Annotated in this window: 27 protein-coding genes; 16 read left to right on the top strand and 11 right to left on the bottom strand. The window is 59.4% G+C overall.

Going from position 1 to position 26204, the window contains the following annotated elements:
* Positions 1–8 precede the first annotated feature (8 nt).
* The 3 genes from AB4O40_RS02040 (at position 9) to rarD (ending at position 3569) form a co-directional block, all read left to right on the top strand.
* Positions 9–1319 carry an MFS transporter gene (locus tag AB4O40_RS02040; RefSeq protein ID WP_056724526.1) on the top strand — a complete coding sequence of 437 codons (1311 nt, stop codon included), beginning with the start codon at positions 9–11 and terminating at the stop codon, positions 1317–1319.
* Between the two features lie 156 nt (positions 1320–1475).
* Positions 1476–2489, top strand: a complete 1014-nt coding sequence (locus tag AB4O40_RS02035) for an aldo/keto reductase (RefSeq protein WP_223540909.1) — start codon at positions 1476–1478, stop codon at positions 2487–2489.
* Positions 2490–2687: 198 nt separating this feature from the next.
* Entirely contained in the window at positions 2688–3569 is an 882-nt protein-coding gene (gene rarD, locus AB4O40_RS02030; RefSeq protein ID WP_056724522.1) for an EamA family transporter RarD, read from the top strand.
* Positions 3570–3687: 118 nt separating this feature from the next.
* Here rarD and hppD read toward each other — a convergent pair whose 3' ends face one another.
* Positions 3688–4764, bottom strand: coding sequence for a 4-hydroxyphenylpyruvate dioxygenase (gene hppD, locus AB4O40_RS02025; RefSeq protein WP_056724520.1), 1077 nt, complete (start codon positions 4762–4764; stop codon positions 3688–3690).
* Positions 4765–5015: 251 nt separating this feature from the next.
* Complete coding sequence (locus tag AB4O40_RS02020; RefSeq protein ID WP_460056405.1) at positions 5016–5960, bottom strand: DMT family transporter; 945 nt, start codon at positions 5958–5960, stop codon at positions 5016–5018.
* Between the two features lie 77 nt (positions 5961–6037).
* On the opposite strand from AB4O40_RS02020, the gene AB4O40_RS02015 reads away from it, so the two are divergent.
* The 3 genes from AB4O40_RS02015 (at position 6038) to AB4O40_RS02005 (ending at position 9150) form a co-directional block, all read left to right on the top strand.
* Positions 6038–6910, top strand: coding sequence for a LysR family transcriptional regulator (locus AB4O40_RS02015; protein WP_056724516.1), 873 nt, complete (start codon positions 6038–6040; stop codon positions 6908–6910).
* Positions 6911–7059: 149 nt separating this feature from the next.
* Complete coding sequence (locus AB4O40_RS02010) at positions 7060–8553, top strand: EAL domain-containing protein (RefSeq protein ID WP_460058193.1); 1494 nt, start codon at positions 7060–7062, stop codon at positions 8551–8553.
* Positions 8554–8787: 234 nt separating this feature from the next.
* Positions 8788–9150 (top strand): histone-like nucleoid-structuring protein, MvaT/MvaU family, encoded by a 363-nt coding sequence (locus tag AB4O40_RS02005; RefSeq protein WP_008065377.1) that lies wholly within the window; start codon positions 8788–8790, stop codon positions 9148–9150.
* Between the two features lie 163 nt (positions 9151–9313).
* Here AB4O40_RS02005 and AB4O40_RS02000 read toward each other — a convergent pair whose 3' ends face one another.
* Entirely contained in the window at positions 9314–9832 is a 519-nt protein-coding gene (locus tag AB4O40_RS02000) for a DUF4946 domain-containing protein (RefSeq protein WP_056724513.1), read from the bottom strand.
* Positions 9833–9976: 144 nt separating this feature from the next.
* On the opposite strand from AB4O40_RS02000, the gene gloA reads away from it, so the two are divergent.
* Entirely contained in the window at positions 9977–10498 is a 522-nt protein-coding gene (gloA, locus tag AB4O40_RS01995) for a lactoylglutathione lyase (protein WP_056724511.1), read from the top strand.
* A gap of 133 nt (positions 10499–10631) precedes the next feature.
* Here gloA and ahpF read toward each other — a convergent pair whose 3' ends face one another.
* From ahpF to AB4O40_RS01980, 3 genes are all read right to left on the bottom strand, one after another.
* Positions 10632–12194, bottom strand: coding sequence for an alkyl hydroperoxide reductase subunit F (gene ahpF, locus AB4O40_RS01990; protein ID WP_460056410.1), 1563 nt, complete (start codon positions 12192–12194; stop codon positions 10632–10634).
* Positions 12195–12321: 127 nt separating this feature from the next.
* Positions 12322–12885 carry an alkyl hydroperoxide reductase subunit C gene (ahpC, locus tag AB4O40_RS01985; protein ID WP_007975937.1) on the bottom strand — a complete coding sequence of 188 codons (564 nt, stop codon included), beginning with the start codon at positions 12883–12885 and terminating at the stop codon, positions 12322–12324.
* Between the two features lie 331 nt (positions 12886–13216).
* Positions 13217–14155, bottom strand: coding sequence for a site-specific integrase (locus AB4O40_RS01980; protein WP_056724506.1), 939 nt, complete (start codon positions 14153–14155; stop codon positions 13217–13219).
* A 178-nt stretch (positions 14156–14333) separates the two neighbouring features.
* Here AB4O40_RS01980 and AB4O40_RS01975 point away from each other — a divergent pair, with 178 nt between their 5' ends.
* Entirely contained in the window at positions 14334–15344 is a 1011-nt protein-coding gene (locus tag AB4O40_RS01975) for a DNA-binding protein (RefSeq protein ID WP_056724504.1), read from the top strand.
* On the opposite strand, the gene gorA is transcribed toward AB4O40_RS01975, so the two are convergent.
* On the bottom strand, positions 15341–16699 hold the full coding sequence (gorA, locus tag AB4O40_RS01970) for a glutathione-disulfide reductase (RefSeq protein ID WP_056724502.1): 1359 nt from the start codon (positions 16697–16699) through the stop codon (positions 15341–15343). The genes AB4O40_RS01975 and gorA overlap by 4 nt on opposite strands.
* Positions 16700–16829: 130 nt before the next feature.
* Positions 16830–17669: a UTP--glucose-1-phosphate uridylyltransferase GalU gene (galU, locus tag AB4O40_RS01965; RefSeq protein ID WP_056724500.1), complete on the bottom strand. Its 840-nt coding sequence runs from the start codon at positions 17667–17669 to the stop codon at positions 16830–16832.
* Between the two features lie 289 nt (positions 17670–17958).
* Here galU and AB4O40_RS01960 point away from each other — a divergent pair, with 289 nt between their 5' ends.
* Positions 17959–18147 (top strand): hypothetical protein, encoded by a 189-nt coding sequence (locus AB4O40_RS01960; protein WP_056724498.1) that lies wholly within the window; start codon positions 17959–17961, stop codon positions 18145–18147.
* A 137-nt stretch (positions 18148–18284) separates the two neighbouring features.
* Positions 18285–18566 (top strand): hypothetical protein, encoded by a 282-nt coding sequence (locus tag AB4O40_RS01955; RefSeq protein WP_046038393.1) that lies wholly within the window; start codon positions 18285–18287, stop codon positions 18564–18566.
* Positions 18567–18577: 11 nt separating this feature from the next.
* Here AB4O40_RS01955 and AB4O40_RS01950 read toward each other — a convergent pair whose 3' ends face one another.
* Positions 18578–18808: a hypothetical protein gene (locus tag AB4O40_RS01950; RefSeq protein WP_056724496.1), complete on the bottom strand. Its 231-nt coding sequence runs from the start codon at positions 18806–18808 to the stop codon at positions 18578–18580.
* A 72-nt stretch (positions 18809–18880) separates the two neighbouring features.
* Positions 18881–19237, bottom strand: coding sequence for a hypothetical protein (locus tag AB4O40_RS01945; protein WP_056724495.1), 357 nt, complete (start codon positions 19235–19237; stop codon positions 18881–18883).
* Positions 19238–19438: 201 nt separating this feature from the next.
* Here AB4O40_RS01945 and AB4O40_RS01940 point away from each other — a divergent pair, with 201 nt between their 5' ends.
* The 5 genes from AB4O40_RS01940 (at position 19439) to ada (ending at position 22590) form a co-directional block, all read left to right on the top strand.
* Positions 19439–19741, top strand: a complete 303-nt coding sequence (locus AB4O40_RS01940; RefSeq protein WP_007912251.1) for a DUF1883 domain-containing protein — start codon at positions 19439–19441, stop codon at positions 19739–19741.
* A 37-nt stretch (positions 19742–19778) separates the two neighbouring features.
* Positions 19779–19946 (top strand): hypothetical protein, encoded by a 168-nt coding sequence (locus tag AB4O40_RS01935; protein WP_177336470.1) that lies wholly within the window; start codon positions 19779–19781, stop codon positions 19944–19946.
* A gap of 117 nt (positions 19947–20063) precedes the next feature.
* Positions 20064–20768, top strand: a complete 705-nt coding sequence (locus AB4O40_RS01930; protein WP_056724493.1) for a 2OG-Fe(II) oxygenase — start codon at positions 20064–20066, stop codon at positions 20766–20768.
* The gene (alkB, locus tag AB4O40_RS01925; RefSeq protein WP_056724491.1) at positions 20758–21438 is read left to right on the top strand and encodes a DNA oxidative demethylase AlkB; all 681 of its coding nucleotides are present in this window, start codon (positions 20758–20760) and stop codon (positions 21436–21438) included. The genes AB4O40_RS01930 and alkB overlap by 11 nt, the downstream gene beginning before the upstream one ends.
* A gap of 87 nt (positions 21439–21525) precedes the next feature.
* Positions 21526–22590 (top strand): bifunctional DNA-binding transcriptional regulator/O6-methylguanine-DNA methyltransferase Ada, encoded by a 1065-nt coding sequence (gene ada / locus AB4O40_RS01920; protein WP_056724490.1) that lies wholly within the window; start codon positions 21526–21528, stop codon positions 22588–22590.
* Here ada and acuI read toward each other — a convergent pair whose 3' ends face one another.
* Positions 22591–23574, bottom strand: coding sequence for an acrylyl-CoA reductase (NADPH) (gene acuI, locus AB4O40_RS01915; protein ID WP_056724488.1), 984 nt, complete (start codon positions 23572–23574; stop codon positions 22591–22593).
* A gap of 178 nt (positions 23575–23752) precedes the next feature.
* Between acuI and AB4O40_RS01910 the strand changes: the two genes are divergently transcribed.
* Positions 23753–26200, top strand: a complete 2448-nt coding sequence (locus tag AB4O40_RS01910; protein WP_056724486.1) for a hypothetical protein — start codon at positions 23753–23755, stop codon at positions 26198–26200.
* The last annotated feature ends 4 nt before the right edge of the window (positions 26201–26204 follow it).

Below are 26204 nucleotides of genomic sequence, written 5' to 3'. Positions count from 1 at the left end.
GAGCCGCCATGACACAGAGCGCCGTAGCGTCCGACGCCATCGCTGACGACAAAAACGCCGTCTACAAGCGCATCACCCTGCGCTTGATCCCCTTCATTTTCATCTGCTACCTGTTCAACTACCTCGACCGGGTAAACGTTGGATTTGCCAAACTGCAGATGCTCGATGCGCTGAAGTTCAGCGAAACCGTGTACGGCCTCGGCGCCGGCATCTTCTTTATCGGCTATGTACTGTGCGGCGTGCCAAGCAACCTGGCGTTGACCAGATTCGGCCCACGGCGCTGGATTGCGCTGATGATGATCACCTGGGGCACCCTGTCGACCTGCCTGCTGTTCGTCACCACGCCGACCGAGTTCTATACCCTGCGCCTGTTCACCGGCGCGGCCGAAGCCGGTTTCTTCCCGGGCGTGGTGTTGTACCTCTCGCAGTGGTTCCCGACCTTCCGCCGTGGCCGCATCATGGCACTGTTCATGTCGGCGATCCCGGTCTCGGGCCTGCTCGGCAGCCCGTTCTCCGGCTGGATTCTCAACCACTTCGCCGCCGGCCAAGGTGGTTTGGCGGGCTGGCAGTGGATGTTCCTGCTGCAAGGCATTCCCACCATCATCCTCGGTGCGCTGGCTTACTTCCTGCTCAGCGACAGCTACGCCAACGCCAAGTGGCTGACCCCGTTCGAGCGTTCGGTGCTGGAAGCCGACCACGCCGAAGATCTGGCGAACAAGCCGAAAACCACGACCGATTCGCTGCTGGCGGTGTTCAGGAACCCGGCGATCTGGGCCTTCGGCCTGATCTATTTCTGCATCCAGAGTGGCGTGTACGCGATCAACTTCTGGCTGCCGTCGATCATCAAGAACCTGGGCTTCAGCGATAACCTGGTGATCGGCTGGCTCAGTGCGATTCCGTACCTGCTGGCCGCGGTGTTCATGCTGATTGTCGGCCGTTCGGCGGACCTGCGCCAGGAACGTCGCTGGCATCTGGTGGTGCCGATGCTGATGGGCGCGCTGGGGCTGCTGATCGCGGTGAACTTCGCCGCCAACCCGGCCATCGCGATTCTCGGCCTGACCATCGCCACCATGGGCGCCCTCACCGGCCTGCCGATGTTCTGGCCGGTGCCGACCGCCCTGCTCAGTGCGGGCGCCGCGGCTGGCGGCCTGGCGCTGATCAACTCCATGGGGCAAATGGCCGGTTTCCTCAGCCCGTACCTGGTGGGTTGGGTCAAGGACAGCACCGGCTCGACCGATGCGGCGCTGTACTTGTTGGCGGGTGTGATTGTCGGCGGCAGTCTGCTGGCGTTGCGCATGACCCGTACCTTGCGCGCCTAATCAGCGAAGATCAAAAGATCGCAGCCTGCGGCAGCTCCTACACAGCAATGACATACAGCCTGTAGGAGCTGCCGCAGGCTGCGATCTTTTTCGTTTGCCATGTCCAACAATTTTGATATCTGATTGAGCCTTTCCCACTGGTAAAAGGATTTGCTCATGAGCTACCGCACGCTGGGTCATTCGGGTCTGCAGGTGTCCACCCTGACCCTGGGCACCATGATGTTCGGCGAACAGACCAGCGCCGAAGATTCCCTGCGAATCATCGACAAGGCCTGGGACCAGGGCATCAACTTCATCGACACCGCCGACGTCTACACCAACGGCCGTTCCGAAGAAATCGTCGGCGAAGCCATCGCCAGCCGCCGCCATGAATGGGTGCTGGCCACCAAGGTCGGCTTCGGTCCCGTGGATGGCGTCCCCAACCGCAGCGGCTTGAGTCGCAAGCACCTGTTCAACGGCATCGATGCCAGCCTGACGCGCTTGGGCACCGACTACCTCGACATCTATTACCTGCACCGCGAAGACCACAATACGCCGCTGGAAGTCACGATCTCGGCCATCGGCGATTTGATTCGCCAGGGCAAAATCCGCTATTGGGGCCTGTCCAACTACCGTGGCTGGCGCATCGCCGAAGTCATCCGCGTGGCCGACAAACTGGGGGTTGACCGGCCGGTGATCAGCCAGCCGCTGTACAACATCGTCAACCGCCAGGCTGAAACCGAGCAGATCACGGCGGCGCACAACTACGGTCTGGGCGTGGTGCCCTACAGCCCGTTGGCGCGCGGTGTGCTCAGCGGTAAATACGCGCCGGATGTGAAACCGGACGCCAGCAGCCGAGCCGGACGCCAGGACAAACGCATCCTGGAAACCGAATGGCGAGTCGAGTCCTTGCACATCGCCCAGCAGATCCAGCAATACACCCGGCAGCGTGGCGTCGGCATCGTCGAGTTCGCGATTGCCTGGGTGCTGAACAACAGCGCCGTGACCTCGGCCATTGTCGGGCCGCGCACGGAGGAGCAATGGGACGCCTACACTAAGGCGCAGGCGGTGAAGATCACGGCCGAGGACGAGGCGTTCATCGATTCGCTGGTGACGCCGGGGCATGCGTCGACACCGGGGTTCAATGATGTGAGCCATTTTGTGTCGGGGCGTACACCGCGCAGTACCTGAAGAAATAGAAAACCAATGTGGGAGCGGGCTTGCTCGCGAAGGCGGAGTGTCAGCCACATCAATGTTGTTTGACCCACCGCTTTCGCGAGCAAGCCCGCTCCCACAGGGTCCTGGTTGATTGATCGGTCAATATTCGCCTGAAAAACCACGTATCCTCTGCGCCCGTTTAAATCTCACTCAAAATCACGCGAGGACAGCTTGTCTAAAGGTATCGCTCTATCGGTTTCAGCCTCGGTGCTGTTTGCCGTCATGTATTACTACACGTCGCTGCTCACCCCCTTGAGCGGCGTGGAAATCTTCGGTTGGCGCATGCTGCTGACCGTCCCGTGCATGACCGTGTTCATGGTGGTGTCCGGGGAATGGAAACGCGTGGTGGAGATCGTTCGGCGCGCCATGGCCAATCCGAAACTGATGGGTGCGTTGATCGCCTCCTCGGCCCTGCTCGGCGTGCAATTGTGGCTATTCATGTGGGCGCCGTTGAACGGCTACAGCCTTGATGTATCCCTCGGCTATTTCCTGCTGCCGCTGACCATGGTCTTGACCGGTCGCCTGGCCTACGGCGAACGCCTGTCCTACCTGCAAAAAGTTGCCGTGGTGTTCGCCTGCCTGGGGGTGGTCAACGAGGTGTATCAGGTCGGTGGGTTTTCCTGGGCGACCTTGCTGGTCTGCGTGGGTTATCCGGCCTACTTCGTCCTGCGCAAACGGCTGGCGGCGGACAACCTCGGTGGCTTGTGGCTGGACATGGCATTGACCCTGCCGGTGGCGTTCTGGTTCGTCCAGAGCGGCGCGCAAGGTTTTGGTGTGTTTGAACAGCACCCATGGTTGTCGCTGTTGATCCCCATGCTCGGCGTGATCAGCGCATCGGCACTGGTGGTCTATATCATTGCCAGTCGCCTGCTGCCGTTCAGCCTGTTCGGCTTGTTGAGCTATGTCGAACCGGTGTTGCTGCTGGGTGTGGCGTTGCTGTTGGGAGAGAGCATCAAGGCCGGCGAATGGCTGACCTACATCCCGATCTGGATGGCGGTGCTGGTGCTGGTGTTCGAAGGGTTCAAGCATCTGGTACGCCAGCGCAGGCCTTAACGCAAAAGATCGCAGCCTTCGGCAGCTCCTACATGGTTTGCATTCCCTGTAGGAGCTGCCGAAGGCTGCGATCTTTTGATCAAAAAAACCGGTCAACGACCGGTTTTTTTACATCGGCTTAGTCCGTGGACAAAACACCACGACGCACCTGGTCACGCTCGATGGATTCGAACAGCGCCTTGAAGTTGCCTTCGCCGAAACCGTCGTCGCCCTTGCGCTGGATGAACTCGAAGAACACCGGCCCCATCAGGGTTTCCGAGAAGATCTGCAGCAGCAGACGCTTGTCGCCCGAATCGGACGATCCGTCCAGCAAGATGCCTCGCGCCTGCAGTTCCCCCACCGGCTCGCCGTGGTTCGGCAAACGGCCTTCGAGCATTTCGTAGTAAGTTTCCGGCGGCGCGGTCATGAAGCGCATGCCGATGCTTTTCAGGTGGTCCCAGGTCTTGATCAGGTCATCGGACAGGAACGCAACGTGCTGGATGCCCTCGCCGTTGAACTGCATCAGGAACTCTTCGATCTGCCCCGCGCCCTTGGACGACTCTTCGTTCAGCGGGATGCGGATCATGCCATCGGGTGCGGTCATGGCCTTGGAGGTCAGGCCGGTGTACTCGCCCTTGATGTCGAAGTAGCGGATTTCGCGGAAGTTGAACAGCTTCTCGTAGAAGTTGGCCCAGTAGGCCATGCGACCGCGATACACGTTGTGGGTCAGGTGATCGATGATCTTCAGGCCGGCGCCGACCGGATGGCGGTCCACACCTTCGATGAACACGAAGTCGATGTCATAGATCGAGCTGCCTTCGCCGAAACGGTCGATCAGGTACAGCGGCGCACCACCGATGCCTTTGATCGCCGGCAGGTTCAGTTCCATCGGGCCGGTTTCGATGTGGATCGGCTGGGCGCCGAGTTCCAGGGCACGCTTGTAGGCTTTTTGCGAATCCTTGACGCGAAACGCCATGCCGCACACCGACGGACCGTGCTCGGCCGCGAAGTACGAGGCCACGCTGTGGGGTTCGTTGTTGAGGATCAGGTTGATCGCGCCCTGGCGGTACAGGTGCACGTCCTTGGAACGGTGGGTCGCCACCTTGGTGAAGCCCATGATCTCGAAGATCGGCTCCAGGGTGTTCGGGGTCGGCGATGCGAGCTCGATGAATTCAAAGCCCATCAGGCCCATTGGGTTTTCGTATAAATCTGCCATGGTCGGCGCCTCATCATTTTTTTATCAATTAACAAAGGTTAGTTGTAAGCAATGCTGAGACCGGTGGGTGGCGCACAGGAGATGCCCCGCACACTGCGGGCGAGAAAGTCACCGTAGATCAGTTGAAACCCGAATATCTTCATTGTCGACCCAAGGCTCTTGCGGGCGAGGCTTCTGCTGCCAGAAGACGATTATTATTGTATGCGTAACCGGATTCTACACAGCGTAAATCGATTTGTCCGCCTTCTGTATCAAATCCCCTTTTTCCATGCCCGCGCAAGGGGTTTGTTGCAGAGGAAAATCCCCGCCAGTATCAACCCGCCACCCAGGCACATGGCCAGCGTCAGCGGCTCATCCAGCAGCAGCGCGCCGAGGATCACCGCCGTCAACGGGTTCAAGGCAATGAACACCCCGGAACGGGTCGCACCGATCTTGCGGATGCCGTCGTAGTAGCCGATGTACGCCAGCGCCGAACCCAGCACGCCCAGGTACAAAAGGCTCAACCATTGCTGCGCACCGAGCTGGGCGATGGCGGCGACACTCACCTCACCGCGCGCGATGCAGGTGACCAAGAGCATGCCGGTGCCCAGCAGGATCGACCAGGTCACGGTTTGTACCGGTCCCAGGCTGTGATTCAGTTCTTTGGAGAACAGCGAGTAGACACCCCAGCCAAGGACACAGCCGAAAATCAACAGATCACCGAGCCAGGCACCGGCACCGCCGGCCAGTAGTTGCGGGTCGCGACTGACGATCACCATGCTCGCGCCCGTCATGCAGATCGCGATGCCGACGACTTTGGCCCGGTTCAAGCGCTCCTTGAACAGGAGCCAGGAAGCCAGGCCGATCACCGCCGGGTTCAGCGCCACGATCAAGGACGCCCGTGAAGCGCTGATGTAATGCAGGCCATAAAAGAAGCACAGGTTGTAAAAGAAGATCCCGAAAAAGCCAAGCAAAAGCAATTGCAGCCATTGCCGGGGGCTGGGCCGGACCAGCGGTGTCCGCGCCATGCGTATAAACAGCAGCAACGCCACGCTGGCCAGCAGAAACCGCAGGCTGGCCGCCAGTAGCGGACTGAGGCCGCCGGCCAGATAGCGCCCGGCGACGAAGGTGCCACCCCACACCATGGTGACCGCCGCCAGTTTCAGATACACCGGCCGATCCGAGGGTTTTGACAGGCTTTGCTCACAGATCGTCATGGATTCCAGGACCGGATAGTGAAGAGATGCCGTATCATTCGGCTAATACCCAGTCATCGTAAAATGAGCAAACACTCATGACCCTCACTCAGCTGGAGATTTTCTCGCTGGTGGCCGAACTCCACGGCTTCACGGCTGCGGCCAATCGCCTGGGTATTTCCCAATCGGCGGTGTCCCATGCGTTAAAGTCCCTGGAACTGGAGTTGGGTGTCGAACTGTTGCGTCGGCATCAATCCCAGGTCGAACTGAGCGACATTGGCCAGCAGTTGTTGCTGCGCGCCCGGGCGATGCTCGGCCTGGCCAACACCCTGCGCCAGGAAGCGGCCGATGCGCGGGGCATGAAACGCGGCACGCTGCGCATCGGCTCCTTCGGCCCGACCTCGTCGATCAAATTGCTGCCGTTGATTCTGCAGCAGTACCGCGCCGCCCATCCCGGCATCGAGGTGCATATCGACGAAGGCCCTGACCGCCAGGTGCTCCAGTGGCTGGAGGAACGACGGATCGACATCGGCTTTGTGGTGTTGCCCGAGGAGCGTTTCGACACGGTCCCGTTGATTGAGGACCAGATGGTCGCGCTGCTGCCCGCTGGACACCCGTTGGCGAATCACGACAGCTTGAGCCTGAAGAACCTGTGCGATTTCCCGTTCGTGTTGACCGAGGCCGGTTCTTCGGAGCTGGTTTCACGCCTGTTCACAGCGGCCCGATTGACGCCCAACATCCGTTATCGCTGCTCGCAGTTGATCAGCACCCTGGATGTCGTCGCTCGTGGCGACGGGGTAACGGTGGTTGCCGAAGGTTCATTGCCCGATCAGATTGACCGCCGCTGGGTGAAGAAACCGCTGTCGCCGGCCGTGTTGCGCCAGGTCGGCCTGGCGGTACTCGATCGACGCCAGGCATCACCCGCGACGCTGGCCTTTATCAAGCTGGCCGAAAGCCTTGACTTGCATTGAGCGGCATAACCGCCAACGGCCAACTATCATGGCCCGTACCCGAACTCTTCATGGGAGGCGTTTGCCCCGCCATCAATTGAGAGCCTTACTTCTTCGTGACAGGACTCGCGAATGCCGTTGAAAACCAAAACCCGCAGTCGCAGAAAAAAATTGCGATCACCCTGATCAGTGGCTTGCTCCCGGTGCTGCTGGGGGCCGCCATTCTTTACATGCAAGCAGGGCGTGCGCTCCAACAAGACACCCAGCAAACCGCCGAAGAAGCGATTCGCCAGTTCGACCTGATGCTCGACAACAATGCCCAGGCCGCTCGTGAATTGCTGCCGCTGGCGGGGCAAAGTTGCAGTGACGTCAAACTGGCCCTGCGCGAGCAGGTCACTCGCCGCCCCTTCGTGCGTTCCACCAGTCTGGTGTGGGACAACAACCTCTATTGCAGCTCTCTGTTCGGCGACTACCAGGAGACGGTCAACCCCGGTGACTACACCCAGGGCGCCTTATGGCTCATGAGCGGCAATCAGGTAACGCCCAACACCGCCTTGCTGGTGTACCGCCTGAGCGAAGGAAATAAAGGCGCGCTGACGACCCTCGATGGTTATCACTTGAGCAATATCCTGCGTTTGATCGGCCGCAAGACCTTGCTGTTGCTGCAAGTTGGCCCGAACTGGTTGTCCGCCGACGGCAAGTTTCATACCGGCGCTACGCCTGAGTTGCCCGTTGCGCAAAGTCGCCTGACCTCCGGGCACTATGCGTTTGCCGTGGAAGCCGGTTTCCCCGAAGGTGAAACCTGGCGATACATGAGAAGCGAATATCCGCCGCTGTTCAGCCTGCTGATTTTCTTCGGCGTGATTGCCGGCGCAATCAGTCACTTCCTGCAAAAGCGCTCATCGTCACCCACCTATGAAATGCAGCGGGCACTGGAAGCTAAAGAGTTCATTCCGTATTTCCAGCCCGTGGTGCAGGGCGACAACAAAAGCTGGTCCGGTGCTGAAGTGCTGATGCGCTGGCAACATCCAAAGGAAGGCCTGGTGCGTCCGGATCTGTTCATTCCGTTTGCCGAGCACTCCGGGCTGATCGTACCGATGACCCGCTCACTGATGAGACAAACCGCCGCCCTGCTCGCACCGCTATCGGCCAGCTTCAACAAGCCGTTTCACATTGGCATCAACATCACCGCGAGCCATTGCCAGGATCTGGAACTGGTCAAGGATTGCCGCGAGTTTCTCGATGCGTTCGAACCAGGCTCGATCCATCTGGTACTGGAACTGACCGAGCGCGAATTGATCGAGCCCACGGCCATCACCCTGCAACTGTTCGAGCAACTCCGCGAACTGGGCGTGAAAATCGCCATCGACGACTTTGGCACGGGCCACTCGAGCCTTGGCTACCTAAGGCAGTTCAATGTCGATTTCCTGAAAATCGACCAGAGTTTTGTCGCCATGATCGGCATCGATACACTCACTAGCCACCTACTTGACAGCATCATCGAACTGGCGGTCAAACTCGACCTTGCCCTGGTGGCCGAAGGTGTCGAAACCCGCGAGCAGAGTGATTACCTGAGCGCTCATCAGGTCAACTTCCTGCAAGGTTATCTGTTCGGCAAACCCATGCCCGGAGCGGAATTCATTAGTGCATTAAGCGACCATTAACTCGCAGATTTAATCGCCAAAACAAACGATTAGCCGCACCATTTTGAATCAAAAGACTACTGACGTTACATGAAGAAAAAGACAGGATTTACTCTTGGCCAATTAACTACTACAATTTTTCATGCCTGCGCTAAATTGGCAGGTGAGCCACTATCACCGAGTCGCTTCAAGGCTCTTGGCTTATAGCTTTGTTTGCGGTTGGTATCAGCCAAACACACTATTGGAGTAAAGATATTGTCCAGACTCGCTGAATTTCGTGCAGCCGAAAAGGCCCTTCAAGAACAGCTCAAGCAGTTGGAATCCCTGAAGAACGATGCCGGGCTCAAGAAAGAAATCGAATTCGAAGAAAAGCTCCAGGGCTTGATGAAAACCTATGGCAAGAGCCTGCGCGACATCATCGCCATTCTCGACCCTAACCCGGCAAAATCCGGCCTGCAGCAGGCAGCACCTAAAACCCGCCGTGCCCGTGTGGTCAAGGTTTATCAGAACCCGCACACCGGCGAGCTGATTGAAACCAAGGGCGGCAACCACCGCGGCCTGAAAGCCTGGAAAGAACAGTACGGTGCAGCCACCGTTGATTCCTGGCTGCGCGGCTAACTCTCGCGGCAACAAAAAAAGCCCTGCTCGTGCAGGGCTTTTTCATGGGCCATCTAAAACCCCGGGCGGACACCGCACAATTACCTGACTGCCACCAACTTTGTGCTTAATCCATTTGGATATCTAAAATTTTCTTCATGCATCGAAAAAGCACTGTCGTTGACTAAAGTTTCAAGCTGTTACGGGCTGCGTCTATTTCATCCTGGCTCGCCTTATAAGCCTCGGCCTGCCCTGCGTAGGAAAGAACATAGGCCTTATCGGCATCCACTGCGGCCACCAATGTTTGCGAAAGCACATGCCGGCCGTTTTGCGTGATGGTGCAGGTTGTTTCCAGCGCGGCCAATCGACTCAAGGTAGTGGAATGAATGCGCGTACAGACACTTTGATACCCGCCCTGAAAGAAGTCTTTTTGAACCGACTTGCGCATCTCCAGCAATACGCCCTCGAGGTTTACCTGGTGATCGCTTTGCACCGGGCTCATGGTCAATTCCATCACCATGAGCGGCGATCCATCCCGATCATTTTTCACCGCACGCTGGCGACTGACCCCCGACGCCGATTCAGGCACTTCTTCGACTTGCCAACCTTCCGGCCAGGTCACTACTGGCGCATCGGCGCGAGCAACGCCAGCCAGCGAAAACACGCTCAGCAGGATGAACAGCAGGTTACGAAATCGAATCATTGCAATGGGCACTCAAGGATCAAGCGGTAAAGTCTGGGCCCAGGCCGCCTGTCAGGCAATAGCCGACTGTTTGGGTTTGGTGATGTCCGAAGCCTTGCGTATCATTGTCGCCATTCGTTAGCCCACATATTTCCCGGAGGGCCCATGAGCCTGCACGAATTGAACACCTTCCCCGGCGTCACCGCCCAACCGGACGCCGCCACGCAGAAATTTGTCTTCAACCACACCATGCTGCGGGTCAAGGACATCACCAGGTCCCTGGACTTCTACACACGCATCCTGGGTTTTACCCTGGTGGAAAAACGCGACTTCCCGGAAGCCGAGTTCAGCCTGTATTTCCTGGCGCTGGTGGACAAGAACCAGATCCCGGCCGACGCCGCCGCGCGCACCGAGTGGATGAAATCGATCCCCGGCATCCTGGAACTGACCCACAACCACGGCACCGAGCACGATGCGGAGTTCGCCTACCACAATGGCAACACCGACCCACGCGGTTTCGGCCACATCTGCATCTCGGTACCGGATATCGTCGCCGCCTGCGAGCGCTTTGAAGCACTGGGCTGCGATTTCCAGAAGCGCCTGAGCGATGGCCGCATGAAGAGCCTGGCGTTCATCAAGGACCCGGACGCCTACTGGGTCGAGATCATCCAGCCAGCACCACTGTAAAGCAGAATCAAAAGATCGCAGCCTGCGGCAGCTCCTACGGAGATCGGTGTAGGAGCTGCCGCAGGCTGCGATCTTTTGATCCATAAAAAACCCCATGATCAATCATGGGGTTTTTTATTTTCAGTGCCGGTGCTTATGCCGGTGCAGAAGTCCGGATCAAGTGATCGAAGGCGCTCAACGAAGCCTTGGCACCCTCACCCAGCGCAATCACGATCTGCTTGTACGGCACGGTGGTCACGTCGCCGGCGGCGAACACGCCCGGTACCGAGGTTTCACCGCGAGCGTCGACGATGATCTCGCCACGGGGCGACAACTCGATGGTGCCTTTGAGCCAATCGGTGTTGGGCAACAGACCGATCTGCACAAAGATCCCTTCCAGTTCCACACTGCGCAATTCGTCGCTCTGACGATCCTTGTAGCGCAGGCCGTTGACCTTCTGGCCGTCGCCGGTGACTTCAGTGGTTTGCGCACTGGTGATCACGGTAACGTTCGGCAGGCTGTGCAACTTGCGCTGCAATACCGCATCGGCGCGCAACTGCACGTCGAACTCCAGCAGCGTGACGTGGGACACGATACCGGCCAGGTCGATGGCCGCTTCGACGCCGGAGTTGCCGCCGCCAATCACCGCCACGCGCTTGCCCTTGAACAGCGGGCCGTCACAGTGCGGGCAGTACGCCACGCCTTTGTTGCGGTATTGCTGCTCGCCCGGCACGCTCATTTCACGCCACCGCGCGCCGGTTGCGAGGATCACGGTCCTGGCCTTGAGCTTCGCGCCGCTGGTGAAGTGAACTTCGTGCAACTCACCTTCTTTGCCGGTGATTAATTTGTCTGCGCGTTGCAGGTTCATGATGTCCACGTCGTACTGCTTGACGTGCTCTTCCAGGGCCACGGCGAGTTTCGGCCCTTCGGTTTCCTGCACCGAGATAAAGTTCTCGATGGCCATGGTGTCCAGCACCTGCCCACCAAAACGTTCGGCCGCGACGCCGGTGCGAATGCCTTTACGGGCCGCGTAGATGGCCGCCGAAGCACCGGCCGGGCCACCGCCGACCACCAGCACATCAAAGGTTTCCTTGGCGCTGATTTTCTCGGCCTGGCGTTCGATGCCGCTGGTGTCGATTTTAGCGAGAATTTCTTCCAGGCCCATGCGGCCCTGACCGAAGTTCACACCGTTGAGGTAGATGCTGGGGACCGCCATGATCTGGCGCTCATCGACTTCAGCCTGGAACAGCGCGCCGTCGATGGCGACATGGCGAACGTTCGGGTTCAGTACCGCCATCAGGTTCAGCGCCTGGACCACGTCCGGGCAGTTCTGGCAGGACAGCGAGAAGTAAGTCTCGAAGGTGAACTCGCCCTTGAGCGAGCGGATCTGTTCGATCACTTCGACACTGGCTTTGGACGGGTGACCGCCGACTTGCAGCAAGGCCAGCACCAAGGACGTGAATTCATGGCCCATCGGGATGCCGGCGAAACGCAGGCTGATATCGGCTCCCGGGCGATTGATCGAGAACGACGGCTTGCGTGCATCATCGCCGTTATCGAGCAAGGTAATCTGGGTGGAAAGACTGGCAACGTCTTTCAACAGTTCGAGCATTTCCTGGGATTTCGCACCGTCGTCGAGAGAAGCAACGATCTCGATCGGCTGGGTGACCCGTTCCAGGTACGATTTCAACTGGGCTTTAAGATTGGTGTCCAACATACGGGCGATTTCCTTGAATTCTTGAGGCAAAAAAACGCCCGAGCGAATCTCGCCCGGGCGTTTTTATTGGGCGGTGCAGCTTGCTTAGAAGGTGCGCAAGTGCGCCCTGATGAAGCGCGTCACAGACTTAGATCTTGCCGACCAGGTCCAGGGACGGCGCCAGAGTGGCCTCGCCTTCCTTCCACTTGGCCGGGCAAACCTGGCCTGGGTGAGCGGCGACGTACTGGGCAGCCTTGATCTTGCGCAGCAGCTCGGAAGCGTCACGGCCTACACCGCCGTCGTTCAGTTCAACGATCTTGATCTGACCTTCAGGGTTGATCACGAAAGTGCCACGGTCAGCCAGGCCAGCTTCTTCGATCAGCACGTCGAAGTTGCGGGAGATGGCGTGGGTCGGGTCGCCGATCATGGTGTACTGGATCTTGCCGATGGCTGGCGAAGTGTTGTGCCAGGCAGCGTGGGCGAAATGGGTGTCGGTGGAAACGCTGTAGATCTCGACGCCCAGCTTCTGGAATGCGTCGTAGTTGTCGGCCAGGTCTTCCAGCTCGGTCGGGCAGACGAAGGTGAAGTCGGCCGGGTAGAAGAACACCACAGACCACTTGCCTTTGAGGTCAGCGTCCGAAACTTTTACGAAGTCGCCATTTTTGAATGCGTCAGCTTTGAACGGTTTAACTTGGCTGTTGATGATAGGCATCGTTGACTCTCCGTCAGGGGTTAAGAAGTTGATGGAGAGAACTTTACCCACTCGACGAACGGAAGGCTCATTGGCAAACCTGATGCTGCTGATTGGCTTTCGCTATTAGCCAGCGGTATTAATAGAAGAAAACGGTATCTAGGGGGTGTTCTCAATTAGTTTCCCCTCCGCGTTGTCGCCTTAAAGCTGGCCAGGCAAGGCGTAGGCCGCTGGGAATGGTTGTTCCCTTTCCAAGGCCTGCAACGCAGCATGGCCAGCTTTAAGGCACAACCCGAAGGGCCGGGCCTGCTGTTGTGCAGGGCTGTGTTGCTCGAAGCTGATTTGGAATGACCTAGGGTGACACCGGCTTTTCCGTGATGCGCGCCATGCCGAGGAACGGACTGGCTTCGATGTAGCGCATGGCCGACTTCATGTCCTTCCAGCCCACATAGCTCATCAGCGACTTCAGATCCCAGCCACTCTGATGCGCCCAGGTAGCAAAACCGCGACGCAAGGAGTGGCTGGTGTAGAGCTCGCCAGCGATACCTGCCCGCGCCAACGCCTGACGCAATAACGGAATCACACTGTTGGCGTGCAGTCCCTCCTCGCCCAGATGCCCCCAGCGGTCGATGCCTCGGAACACCGGCCCGCGCACCAGTGCCGCCTCGGCAATCCAGTCGATATAAGCCTGCACCGGACACAAGCGTTGCAAGGCTGGTGTCTGATAGGTCTTGCCAAGGTTGTCGCGATCACTCTTGCTGCGCGGCAGATAGAGACTGATGCCGGAACCGGCGCTGGCCTGCACGTGTTCCACCTGAAGCCGACACAACTCATCACTGCGAAAGCCGCGCCAGAAGCCCAACAGGATCAAGGCCATGTCGCGCCGGGCCCGCAGCAACCCCGGCCGGTCGCCCTCGGCCCTGGCGACTTGCACTTCTCGCTCCAGACAACTGACCACCTGTTCCAGGTGCCGAAGCTGCAAGGGTTCGGCTTGTTTTTCCTGGGCCGGGTGCAGCGCGCGAATACCCTTGAACACCTTGCGAACCACTGGCGCCTTGGTGGGGTCGGCAAAACCCTGGCTGTTGTGCCACTGCGCCAATGCCGACAAACGCAGTTTCAGCGTATTGATCGACAACACCCCGGCATGGGCCACCAGGTAGCGCGCCACGCTGTCGCCGGTGGCTGGCAGGAAACCGCCCCACGTCACTTCGAAGTGTTCGATGGCTGCCCGATAGCTACGCCGGGTGTTGTCACGCGTTGCGGCTTGCAGGTAACGATCCAGCTCTGTCATGGGATCAACTCTTGAATTCATACCGCTTTAACGGGTCAAAAACCGGTATTGGGTGTATCACACGGGGTAATACCAGTATATCCCGCGTCAGTTGCATTCAGCATTTAACTTTATGAATTGAATGGTACAATGTGTATTTACGTGGTACGTACCACATTATCAAAACCCGGGAGATCTCATGGCACGCGGCGGTGTAAATAAAGCGGTGGTTCAAGCCGCTCGGTTGGCGATCCTCGCCCGCGGCGAAAACCCCAGCATCGATGCCGTACGGATCGAGATGGGCAATACCGGCTCGAAAACCACGATTCATCGCTACCTCAAGGAGCTCGATGACAGGGTCGAACCCGTCGAAGCGCCGACAGAACCGATCGACGACGAACTGATGGCGCTGGTGGCGCGCCTCGCACAAAGACTCAAGGAGCAGGCGCAAGAGCCCATCGACCAGGCGCGCACGCAGTACGAGGAACAACGCAAGGCGCTGGATAACCAGCTCGGCGAAGCGCAAGAGGCCAACAACGAACTGCACCAGCAATACGAATTTCAAAGCCTGGCGCTGACCCAGGAATCCGAGGCCCTGCAAGAAACCCGCGCCTTGCTGCAAACGGAGCAGACCCGCAACGCCGGGATGAACCAGGCACTGGCCGATTTCGAACTGCGCTTGAAGGACAAGGACGAGCAGATCCGCTCCCTTGAAGAAAAACACCTGCACACTCGCGACGCCCTGGAGCACTACCGCAATGCGGTCAAGGAACAACGCGAACAGGAAATGAGTCGCCACGAAGGCCAGGTGCAACAGCTGCAGATGGAACTGCGCCAGGCACAACAAAGCGCGCTGGTACGCCAGGATGAAATCACCCAGTTGCACCGCGACAACGAACGCTTGCTGACTGAAAACCGCGGCACCCTGCGCGAGCTGAGCCTGCTGCAAGAACAGCTCAAGCAAAGCAATACCCGCCAGGATCAGTTACTGGAACAGGCCACCCGCGTCGACGGCGAGCGCACCCTCCTCCAGGAACGCCTGCGCGTCGCTCTGCTGGAAAGCCAGGCACTCAAACAGAACGTCGATGAGCAGTCGCAGCTCAACAGGTCACTGGAAATGGATCTGGCCAAGACCCGGGCGGATCTGGAGGAACGCGTACGTCTGGCCGCGACCCTGGCGGCAGCGGCAGACGCAGCGAAGGACGCTTAACCGGCGACCGGCGTACGCATGGTGACGAACTCTTCGGCGGCCGTCGGGTGCACCCCGATGGTTTCGTCGAAGTCGCGCTTGGTGGCGCCGGCCTTCAAGGCAATCGCCAGGCCCTGGACGATTTCACCAGCTTCCGGGCCGACCATGTGGCATCCCAGGACCTTGTCGGTCCCGGCGTCCACCACCAGCTTCATCAGCGTGCGCTCCTGGCATTCGGTCAGGGTCAGCTTCATCGGCCGGAAGCGGCTTTCGAAGATCAGCACCTCGTGGCCGGCTTCGCGAGCCTCTTCTTCGGTCAAACCGACAGTGCCGATGTTCGGCAGGCTGAACACCGCCGTCGGGATCATCTTGTAATCCACCGGACGATATTGCTCTGGCTTGAACAGGCGTCGCGCCACCGCCATGCCTTCAGCCAGGGCCACCGGTGTCAGCTGAACACGGCCGATCACATCGCCCAGCGCCAGGATCGACGGCTCGGCGGTCTGATACAGCTCATCGACCTCGACAAAGCCTTTGCTGTCGAGTTTGACCCCGGTGTTTTCCAGGCCCAGATTGTCCAGCATCGGACGACGCCCCGTGGCGTAGAACACGCAATCGGCTTCCAGCTGGCGACCATCCTTGAGCGTGACTTTCAGGCTGCCATCGGCCTGCTTGTCGATGCGCTCGATGTCCGCATTGAACTGCAGGTCCATGCCGCGCTTGGTCAACTCTTCCTGCAAATGCTTGCGCACGGAACCGTCGAAGCCGCGCAGGAACAATTCGCCACGATACAGCAGCGTGGTCTTGGCGCCCAAGCCGTGGAAGATCCCGGCGAACTCGACCGCAATGTAGCCACCGCCCACCACCAATACACGCTTGGGCAGCTCTTTGAGGAAGAACGCCTGGTTGGAACTGATGGCATGCTCGTGCCCGGCAATGTCCGGAATCTGCGGCCAGCCACCGGTAGCGATCAGGATGTTTTTGGCGCTGAAGCGCTCGCCATTGATCTCGACCTGATGCGGGTCGACGATCTTCGCGTGACCTTCATGCAGGGTCACGCCGCTGTTGACCAGCAGGTTGCGATAAATGCCATTGAGGCGATTGATCTCGCGGTCCTTGTTGGCGATCAACGTCGGCCAGTCGAACTGCGCTTCATCCAGGCTCCAGCCAAAACCGGAAGCCTGCTCGAAGTCTTCGGCGAAGTGCGCACCGTAGACCAGCAATTTTTTCGGCACGCAGCCGACGTTCACACAGGTCCCACCCAGGTAGCGGCTTTCGGCCACGGCCACTTTCGCGCCGAACCCGGCGGCAAACCGCGCAGCCCGCACACCACCGGAACCGGCACCAATCACATAAAGGTCAAAATCGTAGGCCATTTTCAATCTCCTCGGCAGGTGACCAGCATACCCGCAGACATTTGTTGGGCAAGCGCTGCAGTCGATATAGGGCCTGAAAATGAAAAAGCCACCCGAAGGTGGCTTTTCAATACAGTCAGGTCGAAAGCGATCAGTACGCCTTGCCCGTCTTGTAGAAGTTCTCGAAGCAGAAATTGGTCGCGTCGATGTAGCCTTCGGCGCCGCCGCAGTCGAAACGCTTGCCCTTGAACTTGTAGGCCATCACGCAGCCGTTCTGGGCCTGTTTCATCAGGGCGTCGGTGATCTGGATTTCACCGCCCTTGCCTGGCTCGGTCTGTTCGATCAGGTCGAAGATGTCCGGGGTCAGGATGTAGCGGCCGATGATGGCCAGGTTCGACGGTGCGTCTTCCGGCTTTGGTTTTTCAACCATGCTGTGTACGCGGTAGATGTCGTCGCGGATCATCTCGCCGGCGATTACGCCGTACTTGTTGGTCTCTGACGGATCGACTTCCTGGATGGCCACGATCGAGCAGCGGAACTGCTTGTACAGCTTGACCATCTGGGTCAGTACGCCGTCGCCTTCGAGATTGACGCACAAGTCGTCCGCCAGTACCACGGCGAACGGTTCGTCGCCGATCAGTGGGCGGCCGGTCAGGATCGCGTGGCCCAGGCCTTTCATTTCGGTCTGGCGGGTGTAGGAGAACGAGCACTCGTCGAGCAGCTTGCGGATGCCGACCAGGTATTTCTCCTTGTCGGTGCCCTTGATCTGGTTTTCCAGCTCGTAGCTGATGTCGAAGTGGTCTTCCAGGGCGCGCTTGCCGCGACCGGTGACGATGGAGATTTCGGTCAAGCCGGCATCCAGTGCTTCTTCGACGCCGTACTGGATCAGTGGCTTGTTCACCACCGGCAGCATTTCTTTGGGCATGGCTTTAGTCGCTGGCAGGAAGCGAGTACCGTAACCGGCTGCTGGGAACAAGCATTTCTTGATCATATAAGTCCTTGAAAGGGCTGTGTGTACGAGTTTCGGCGCAGTCTAATCAGGCGGCGTGCACCTTACAATGCCCCCGCGCTGGCTAACCGATGCCAACATAGAGAAATATTCTTGCCGATAGTTCCCTGCGAGGGTGCGCAGGTCGCTGCGCAGCCTCTTATGCATAGCAGAGACTTGCGCAAATGCACGGTTTCTACCGCCCGGAACCCATCACCATACGCCCATCGGCACCCCTTGGGTGCGTTTGGCGGTATCATGGCGCGATTGAACCAGACAACGAGGCAAGTAGATGTCGGCAGTAAAAAGCGTCAACGGATTTCTGATCAATCAGGAGAAGGACGGCCAATGGTGGGTGGCCAGTGTCGCCGGTGAAAATATCGCCGGGCCTTTCCCTTCCGAAGCCCTGGCAATCGAAGTGGCCTCGGTGCTGGAGCTTGAGCACCCGGAACCCAAGCGACGCGCCAAGGACAAGAGCTGATCGACGCCCGTTGCGAAAGGCCCTGCCATGGAGCAGGGCTTTTTTATGAATAATGAAAAAGAAGTGGCCCTTGGCTATAACCTTTTGATACCGGCGCTGTCTCAGCCATAGCCCACCCCCCTGACGATGATCAAGCCATGAATAAAATTTTGCCTTTGCTGACGGTATTGGCCCTGAGTGGCTGCGCAACGTCGGAACAGACCTACCTGGCCAATGGAGAGCAAGGTCTATCGATCGACTGCTCCGGGGAAGCCAACTCCTGGGCTGCGTGCTACGAAAAGGCCGATGCGTCCTGCGCGGGCACCGGCTACAAGATCGTCGGGACCGATGGCACCCCCGCGCTCAAGGAGAGCGAAAAGACCCTTGGCGCCGACGTCGGCAACTACAAGAGCCGCAACGTCGTGGTGATCTGCAAGTAAGGTGTCGCGCCCTACATGTGGATTTCGGCGAATTTGATTCCAAGCCCGCGCACGGTCTCGATCAGATCATCCAGGCGGCTGAAGGACTCGACTTCATCATTGTCATCCACCAGGAAATAGCTGCGCCCGGCACTTTTCTTGAAAAACACGATCCATTCCCCCAGCTCCGCCGGGTTCTGAATCACATGGGTGGCAGAGATCAAACCCTCTGCGTGGCGCTCCCGGACCTGCTCTCGTTTCATATTCGACTCCAGAAATAACGATGCCGCCCAAGCAGGGCTTGGGCGGCATCGGTGCTGATGGTCGACAGTCTATCAGCCGGAAATGCACTCGTTGGCAGCATTCTGTACGTCCTTTGGCCGCACCGGGACATTGGACATGCTCTCGTGCAGCTTGATACTGCTGCCGCCAGAGCGTTCTTCAATGTCAAACACGGCCGACGGCCCCGCGGAAAACTTGAGCGGCACGATCACGCGCAAGCCATCCTTGTATGGCTGGATCTGCAAGGCGCCACGGCTATCGGCCAGTTTTTCGCTCAGGCATTGCGCGTATTCATGGGGCTTCTTGCCGGAAATCACGTTCATTGTCGGCAAGGACTCGTTGATGTCCGAGACGTTCGCGCAACCACTGATCGTCAGTGCCATCGGCAACAACCACAAACCCCACTTCATACTAAACCTCCGATAAAGACCCTCGGACAGCGCAACTGCGATTTTTCTCCGAGACAAACTGCTTTATCGCTCATCAAATGTGAAATAAGCGTTTTTAATTGTCCTGGCGGCGGGATAATAAGGCGTTCGGGCTGATAAACTGCGCCAATCGCCCATGCTATCGTTTTGATTTTGTAGAAAAAGCCCTTCTGGAGGCGCCTCATGAAATTTATCCATCAGCGCGAGCACCTCAATGAAGACGACATCGTCGTCATTCAATGCTCCCAAATGTGCAACATCCGCTTGATGAACGACGCCAACTTCCGCAGCTTCAAGAATGGCGGCCGTCACACCTATCACGGTGGTGCATTCGACACGTTTCCGGCCCGCATCACGGCCCCTAGCACCGGCTTCTGGAACATCACGATCGACACCGTCAACCGCCGCGCTATCAGCGTGACGCGTAAACCCACCCTGACGCACTCGATCAAAATCATTCGCCGCTCCAGCACGAAACTGAGCTGATCGGCGAACCCGAAACACAAGACAGGCAGATACAACCGTGGCCCAAACGACCAAGTACGTCATCAAATACAAACTCAACGGTGAGCGCCGCTTCGAGTTTGCCCAGCTTGAAAAAGGCACCCCGGAAGAGGCCAAGGCAGCGCTGGATGCCATTCATGGGCAGGGCGACGTCATCAGCGACATCAGCGTCAGCAAAGCGCTGTAAAGCGGTCCGGAGCGACAATGGACGTCGCCTCCCCCTCGCAGTTCGACCGCAAGCACCGGAGTGCCAGCTTCATCCTTGCCTTGCAGACTGGCCACCTCAACGACGAGAGGCCCGGCAATGAGCGAGCAATATCTGGACCGGCTGGACTGGCCCCGGCTGGAGCAGCAACTTGATCGGGACGGTTATGCCGTCATCCCGTCACTGCTGAGCCACAAGGCTTGCGGGCAAGTCAGCACGTTATACCCTCGAACCGAACTGTTTCGCTCCCATGTAGTGATGGCTCGCCACGGGTTCGGCCGAGGCGAGTACAAGTATTTCAACTACCCGTTGCCGGATCTGGTGGCTCGCCTGCGCACCGCGCTCTACCCGCGACTGGTGCCCATCGCCAATCGCTGGCATGAACAAATGGGCTTGCCGCAGCGTTTTCCTGAAACCCATCCAGCCTTCCTCGATCGCTGCCATGCCGCTGGTCAGAACCGTCCGACACCCTTGTTGCTGCAATACGGTCCACAGGACTACAACTGTTTGCATCAGGATCTATACGGTGAGCATGTTTTCCCGCTGCAAGTGGCGATCCTGCTGTCAGACCCGGATCAAGACTTCACCGGCGGTGAGTTTGTCCTGACTGAACAGCGCCCGCGAATGCAGTCGCGCCCCATGGTCATCGGCCTGAAGCAAGGTGACGGGGTGATCTTTGCGGTCAATCAACGGCCGGTCAAAGGGACTCGCGGTTACTACCGCGTGACCTTGCGTCACGGCGTGAGTCGCCTGCACAGCGGCAAACGGCATACCCTTGGAATCATCTTTCACGATGCGTCATGAGCCTATGAACCCGCTGACTTTCGATCTGTTTGCCGATGCGGAGCCCGAGCAACAGCCCAGGCACGAGCAGATCGGCGAACAATCCTACGTGCTCAGAGGCTTCGCCCTACCTTGGCTGGAGCGTTTGCTGCCGGCCCTGGAAGAAGTGCTGGCGGCCGCACCGTTTCGGCAGATGATCACACCCGGCGGTTTCACCATGTCGGTCGCCCTGAGCAGTTGTGGCACATTCGGCTGGACCACTGACCGCAGCGGTTATCGGTATACCCGCGACGATCCACAGACCGGTCGGCCCTGGCCAATGATGCCTGAAGTGTTTTTCCAACTGGCGCAAGCGGCGGCGCAGGCAGCGGGTTTCGCCGATTTTGCACCGGATTCCTGCCTGATCAACCGATACATCCCCGGGGCAAAAATGTCATTGCATCAGGACAAGGACGAACATTCCTGGGCCGCCCCCATCGTATCGGTATCCCTGGGCTTGCCGGCGATGTTCCTGTTCGGCGGCTTTGCACGTGGCGACAAAAGTCAGCGCGTTCCCCTGTTCCACGGTGACATCGTGGTCTGGGGTGGCGTGGATCGCCTGCGTTATCACGGTGTGCTGCCGATCAAGGACGGCCATCATCCGAAACTGGGCGAGCAACGTATCAACTTCACCTTCCGTACCGCCGGATAAAGACTTCGAATTTGACCGCAAGCGCCGGAGTGTGTGGGAATTGCCCCATGGTTAATGTGCAGGCAACCCCTCAATGGACGTGACGCCATGACAACCCAATCGACCAAGATCACCATCGAAAACGATCCGCGCTGGGCCGCCGTGGTCGCCCGCGACCCCAAGGCTGACGGGCAGTTTGTCTATGCCGTGAAGACCACGGGCGTCTACTGCAATCCCAGCAGCCACGCGCGCTTGCCCAAGCCCCACAATGTCGAATTCTTCGACAGCGCCGAACAGGCCCGGGCCGCGGGTTATCGTCCGAGCAAGCGCGCGACGAAGGATCAGAGCGAACTCGCCGCGCAACATGCCTCCACCGTGGCCGCCGCTTGCCGCCAGATCGAAAGCGCGCAAACGCTGCCTGCCCTGGGCGAATTGGCCGAGGCGGCGGGCCTGAGCAGCTTTCACTTCCATCGCGTATTCAAAGCCGTCACCGGCCTGACGCCCAAGGGCTACGCCGATGCCCATCGTTCACGCAAGGTACGCGAGCGCCTGGCACACGGCGGCTCGGTGACCGATGCCCTGTATGACGCCGGCTTCAACTCCAACAGCCGGTTTTATGAAGCGGCAGACCAGTTGCTGGGAATGAAACCCGGGGACTACCGCGCCGCCGGTCAAAACAACGACATTCGTTTTGCTGTCGGCCAGTGTTCGCTGGGCGCGATTCTGGTGGCACAGAGTGAGCGCGGGGTGTGCGCGATCCTGCTGGGCGATGATCCGCATCAACTGGTCTGCGATCTGCAAGACAAATTCCGCCGCGCCAATCTGATTGGTGCCGATCATGAGTTCGAGCAATTGATTGCCAGGGTCGTCGGCTTTATCGAGGCGCCGGCCATTGGCCTTGATTTGCCGCTGGACGTACGCGGCACGGCGTTTCAGGAGCGTGTCTGGCAAGCGCTGCGGGAGATTCCCGTGGGCAGCACTGCCAGCTACGCCGATGTCGCCCAGCGTATCGGTCAACCAAAAGCCGTTCGCGCCGTGGCCCAGGCCTGCGGTGCAAACAACCTGGCGGTGGCGATCCCTTGCCATCGCGTGGTGCGCAGCGATGGCAATCTGTCGGGCTATCGCTGGGGTGTCGAGCGCAAACGGCAGTTGCTGGAGCGCGAGTTGCAGTGATCAACGATTCACATCCACCACCACGCGCCCGCGCAACTGCCCGGCCAGCAAGCGTGGCGCGGCTTCAATGGCTTCGCTCAAGCCGATTTCGTGACTGATCAGCGGCAACAGGTTGAAGTCCAGATCCCGGGCCAGGCGATTCCAGGCTGCCACACGCTTGGCTTTGGGCTGGGTCACGCTGTTGATGCCGGCCAGGGTCACGCCGCGCAAGATGAACGGCGCAACGGATGCCGGAAAGTCCATGCCCTGAGCCAATCCGCAGGCCGCGACGGTGCCATTGGCCTTGGTGCTGGCGCACGCGTTGGCCAGGGTGTGGCTGCCGACCGAGTCGATCACGGCCACCCAGCGCTCCTTTGCCAACGGTTTGCCCGGTTCGGACAAGGTGGCGCGATCGATGATTTCGCCGGCCCCCAGTTGCTTCAGGTAGTCGTGCTCCGAGGTCCGTCCGGTGGACGCGACCACCCGGTAGCCGAGCCTGCTGAGTAAGGCGATGGCGAAACTGCCGACGCCGCCGTTGGCGCCGGTCACCAGAACTTCGCCCTGTTCGGGCGTCACGCCGTTGTGCTCAAGCGCCATGATGCACAGCATGGCCGTGTAGCCCGCCGTACCGATGGCCATCGCCTGGGCCGCGGTAAACGCCTTGGGTAGCGGGATCAGCCAGTCACCGTTGAGGCGCGCTTTCTGCGCCAATCCCCCCCAATGCCCTTCGCCCACACCCCAGCCATTGAGCAGGACCGGGTCACCAACCTTGTAGTCCGGATGCCCGCTGGCTTCAACGACACCGGCCAGGTCGATGCCCGGCACCATCGGGAATTTGCGCACCACCGGACTGCTGCCGGTGATCGCCAGGCCATCCTTGAAGTTCAACGTGCTGTAGGCAACACGCACCGTGACATCGCCCTCGGGCAGTTGATCGTCCTGGATCTCTTGCAGTGTGGCCCGATAACCGCTGTCGTCTTTGTCGATCAAAATACCTTTGAACATTACGGCCTCTCAATGGAATCAGTCGGTTGGTGGAGCATTTCAAATAACACATGGCAATGGATTGCCGTACCCGACTTTAAGCCAATCCGGCAAACCGCCGGGCGTTTTGATTAACGGCAGCTATGCTTTTCGCAACCCTGAAGTGCCGCAACAATCTGTCTTGTCGATGGAGCTGACAATGCCTCAACTGCGTTTACTCACCGTTTTACTGATGCTCTGCATGATTCCGCTCAGCGGCGTCCAGGCCACACCAGAGCCACCCGCCCAAACTCCCGGGAATCTGGCGCCGACAGCCCCTAGCTGGCCACAGGTGCTGGCGGCCGGCGACACCAAATTGACCATCTACCAACCGCAACTGGACAGCTGGGACGGTTACACCCTGCACGCGCGGGCTGCCGTGGAGGCCACGAGCACCGATGGCAAGGCCACCTATGGCATCGTGCAGTTCAGCGCCCACACCCTGGTCGACAAGGCCACGCGCTGGGTGGCGCTCGATCAGTACACCATCACCAAGGCCGATTTCCCCGATAGCGCAACCAAGGCTGACAGCTGGGTCGCCGCGGTGAAGCAAGACGCCGGGAACCGCACGAAAACCATTTCCCTGGACCAACTCGAAGCCGCGCTCGGTGTCATCGCCGCCGAACAGAAGTCCAACAGCGAGCCGCTGGAAAATACCCCGCCGACCATTATTTCCTCCGAGGTGCCCGCGCTGCTGGTGTACATCGATGGCGAACCCGCCTATCGCCCCGTTGATGGCACCTCGCTGCAGCGAGTGATCAACACCCGGCCGTTGCTGCTCAAGGATGCACAGGGCAAGCATTACCTGCACGTGTTCGATGGCTGGATGGTAGCGGACAATCTGGATGGACAATATGCGCCACTGCCCTCGCCCTCCGCCGAGCTGGAGAAGGCCAAGAAAGCTGCGATCCAGGGCCGACAGGTAGACCTGCTGACAGGCCAGAGCGATCCGAAGGAGAAGATACCGACGCTGGCCAAGCCGCCGACTCCGCAGATCCATATCGCCACGGTGCCGACCGAGTTGATCGTCACTGACGGCGCGCCGCAATGGCAGCCGATCCAGAACACCACACTGCTGTATGTGACCAACACCACCGGGCATATTTTCAAGGAGATCGGTGACCAGGACAGCTACGTGCTGATCTCGGGTCGCTGGTTCCGTGCCAGTGACATGAAAGGCCCCTGGACCTTTGTAGGCGCAGACCAGTTGCCGGCGGACTTCGCCAACATTCCCGATGACAGCCCCAAGGAGAACGTAAAGGCCTCGGTGGCCGGAACACCGCAGGCCAAGGAAGCGGCGATTGCAGCGACCATTCCACAGACCTCGGCGATCAAGAAAAGCCAGGTCAAAATGACCAAGCCAACCTTTGACGGCGAGCCGCAACTCAAGGCCATCAAGGGCACGCCCCTGCAATACGTGGTCAACAGCCCGATGCCGATCATCATGGTCGATGCACAAAGCTGGTACGCGGTGGAGAACGGCATCTGGTTCGTGGCCACCTCGGTGCAAGGCCCCTGGACGGTCGCCTCTTCGGTACCGGCGGTGATCTATTCGATCCCGCCCAGCTCACCAATGCACTACGTCACTTACGTGAAAGTCTACGAAGCCAGTGGCGATACGGTCGTCGTCGGTTACACGCCGGGTTACCAGGGTTCGACGCTGGACCCTGACAGCGGTGTGGTGGTGTATGGCACCGGTTATCCCTATACGCCGTGGGTGGGCAGTGTCTGGTACGGCCCACCGGTGACCTATGGCTTTGGCGTGGCGATTCGCTACACACCCTGGACGGGCTGGACGTTTGGCTTCGGTTTCGGCTGGAGTTGGGGCGGCAGCACGGCCGCCGTGGGTTGGGGCTGGGGCGCCTATCCATGGTGGGGCAATTACGGTTGGGGTTACGCCTGGGGGCCGCATCTGTACCCGGCGCCAATGCCTTGGGGCGGTGCCGCTTACGGCTATCACGGTGGCGCCGTTGCCTGGGGCCCCGGTGGCTGGGCCGGCACGACCGGCAACATCTACCGCCAATGGGGCGACCGCGCTTCGGTCAGCCGCTACGGCGGCGGCTACAACGCCTGGACCGGCAATCGCTGGGCCGGCCAGGTTGGCGCCTCCTACAACTCGCGTACCGGCATCGCCGCGGCAGGCCAGCGCGGCGCGGTACACAACGTTTACAACGGCAACTATGCCGCAGGCCGCAGCGGTGTGGCCGTCGGCCCGGACGGCGGAGCCATCGCCGGCCAGCATGTGACCGCCGGCAACGTTCGCACCGGCACCCAGGTCACCGCCAATCGCGGGGCCATCTACAACCCCAATACCGGCAACACCACCCAGTACGGCGGTATCCATGATCGCGACGGCGGCATGGCGCATGTCGGCGACAACGTGTACGCCGGCCGTGATGGCAACGTTTACAAAAGGACCGATAGCGGCTGGCAATCGATGGTCCAGGGCGGAGCAACCCGTCTCGATTCGGTCAACACGGCTCAGGTCCAGAATCTCAACCGGGAGTACGATGCGCGCTCCTTCGGCAATGATCGCTTCAACAGTTATCACGACTCGTCCCGGTTCATGTATCACTCCTTCGGCGGTGGCGGCTTCCACCGACGCTAACGCC

The organism is Pseudomonas sp. S2_F07, from assembly GCF_054668325.1.
This window is presented reverse-complemented; position numbering and strand designations above follow the sequence as displayed.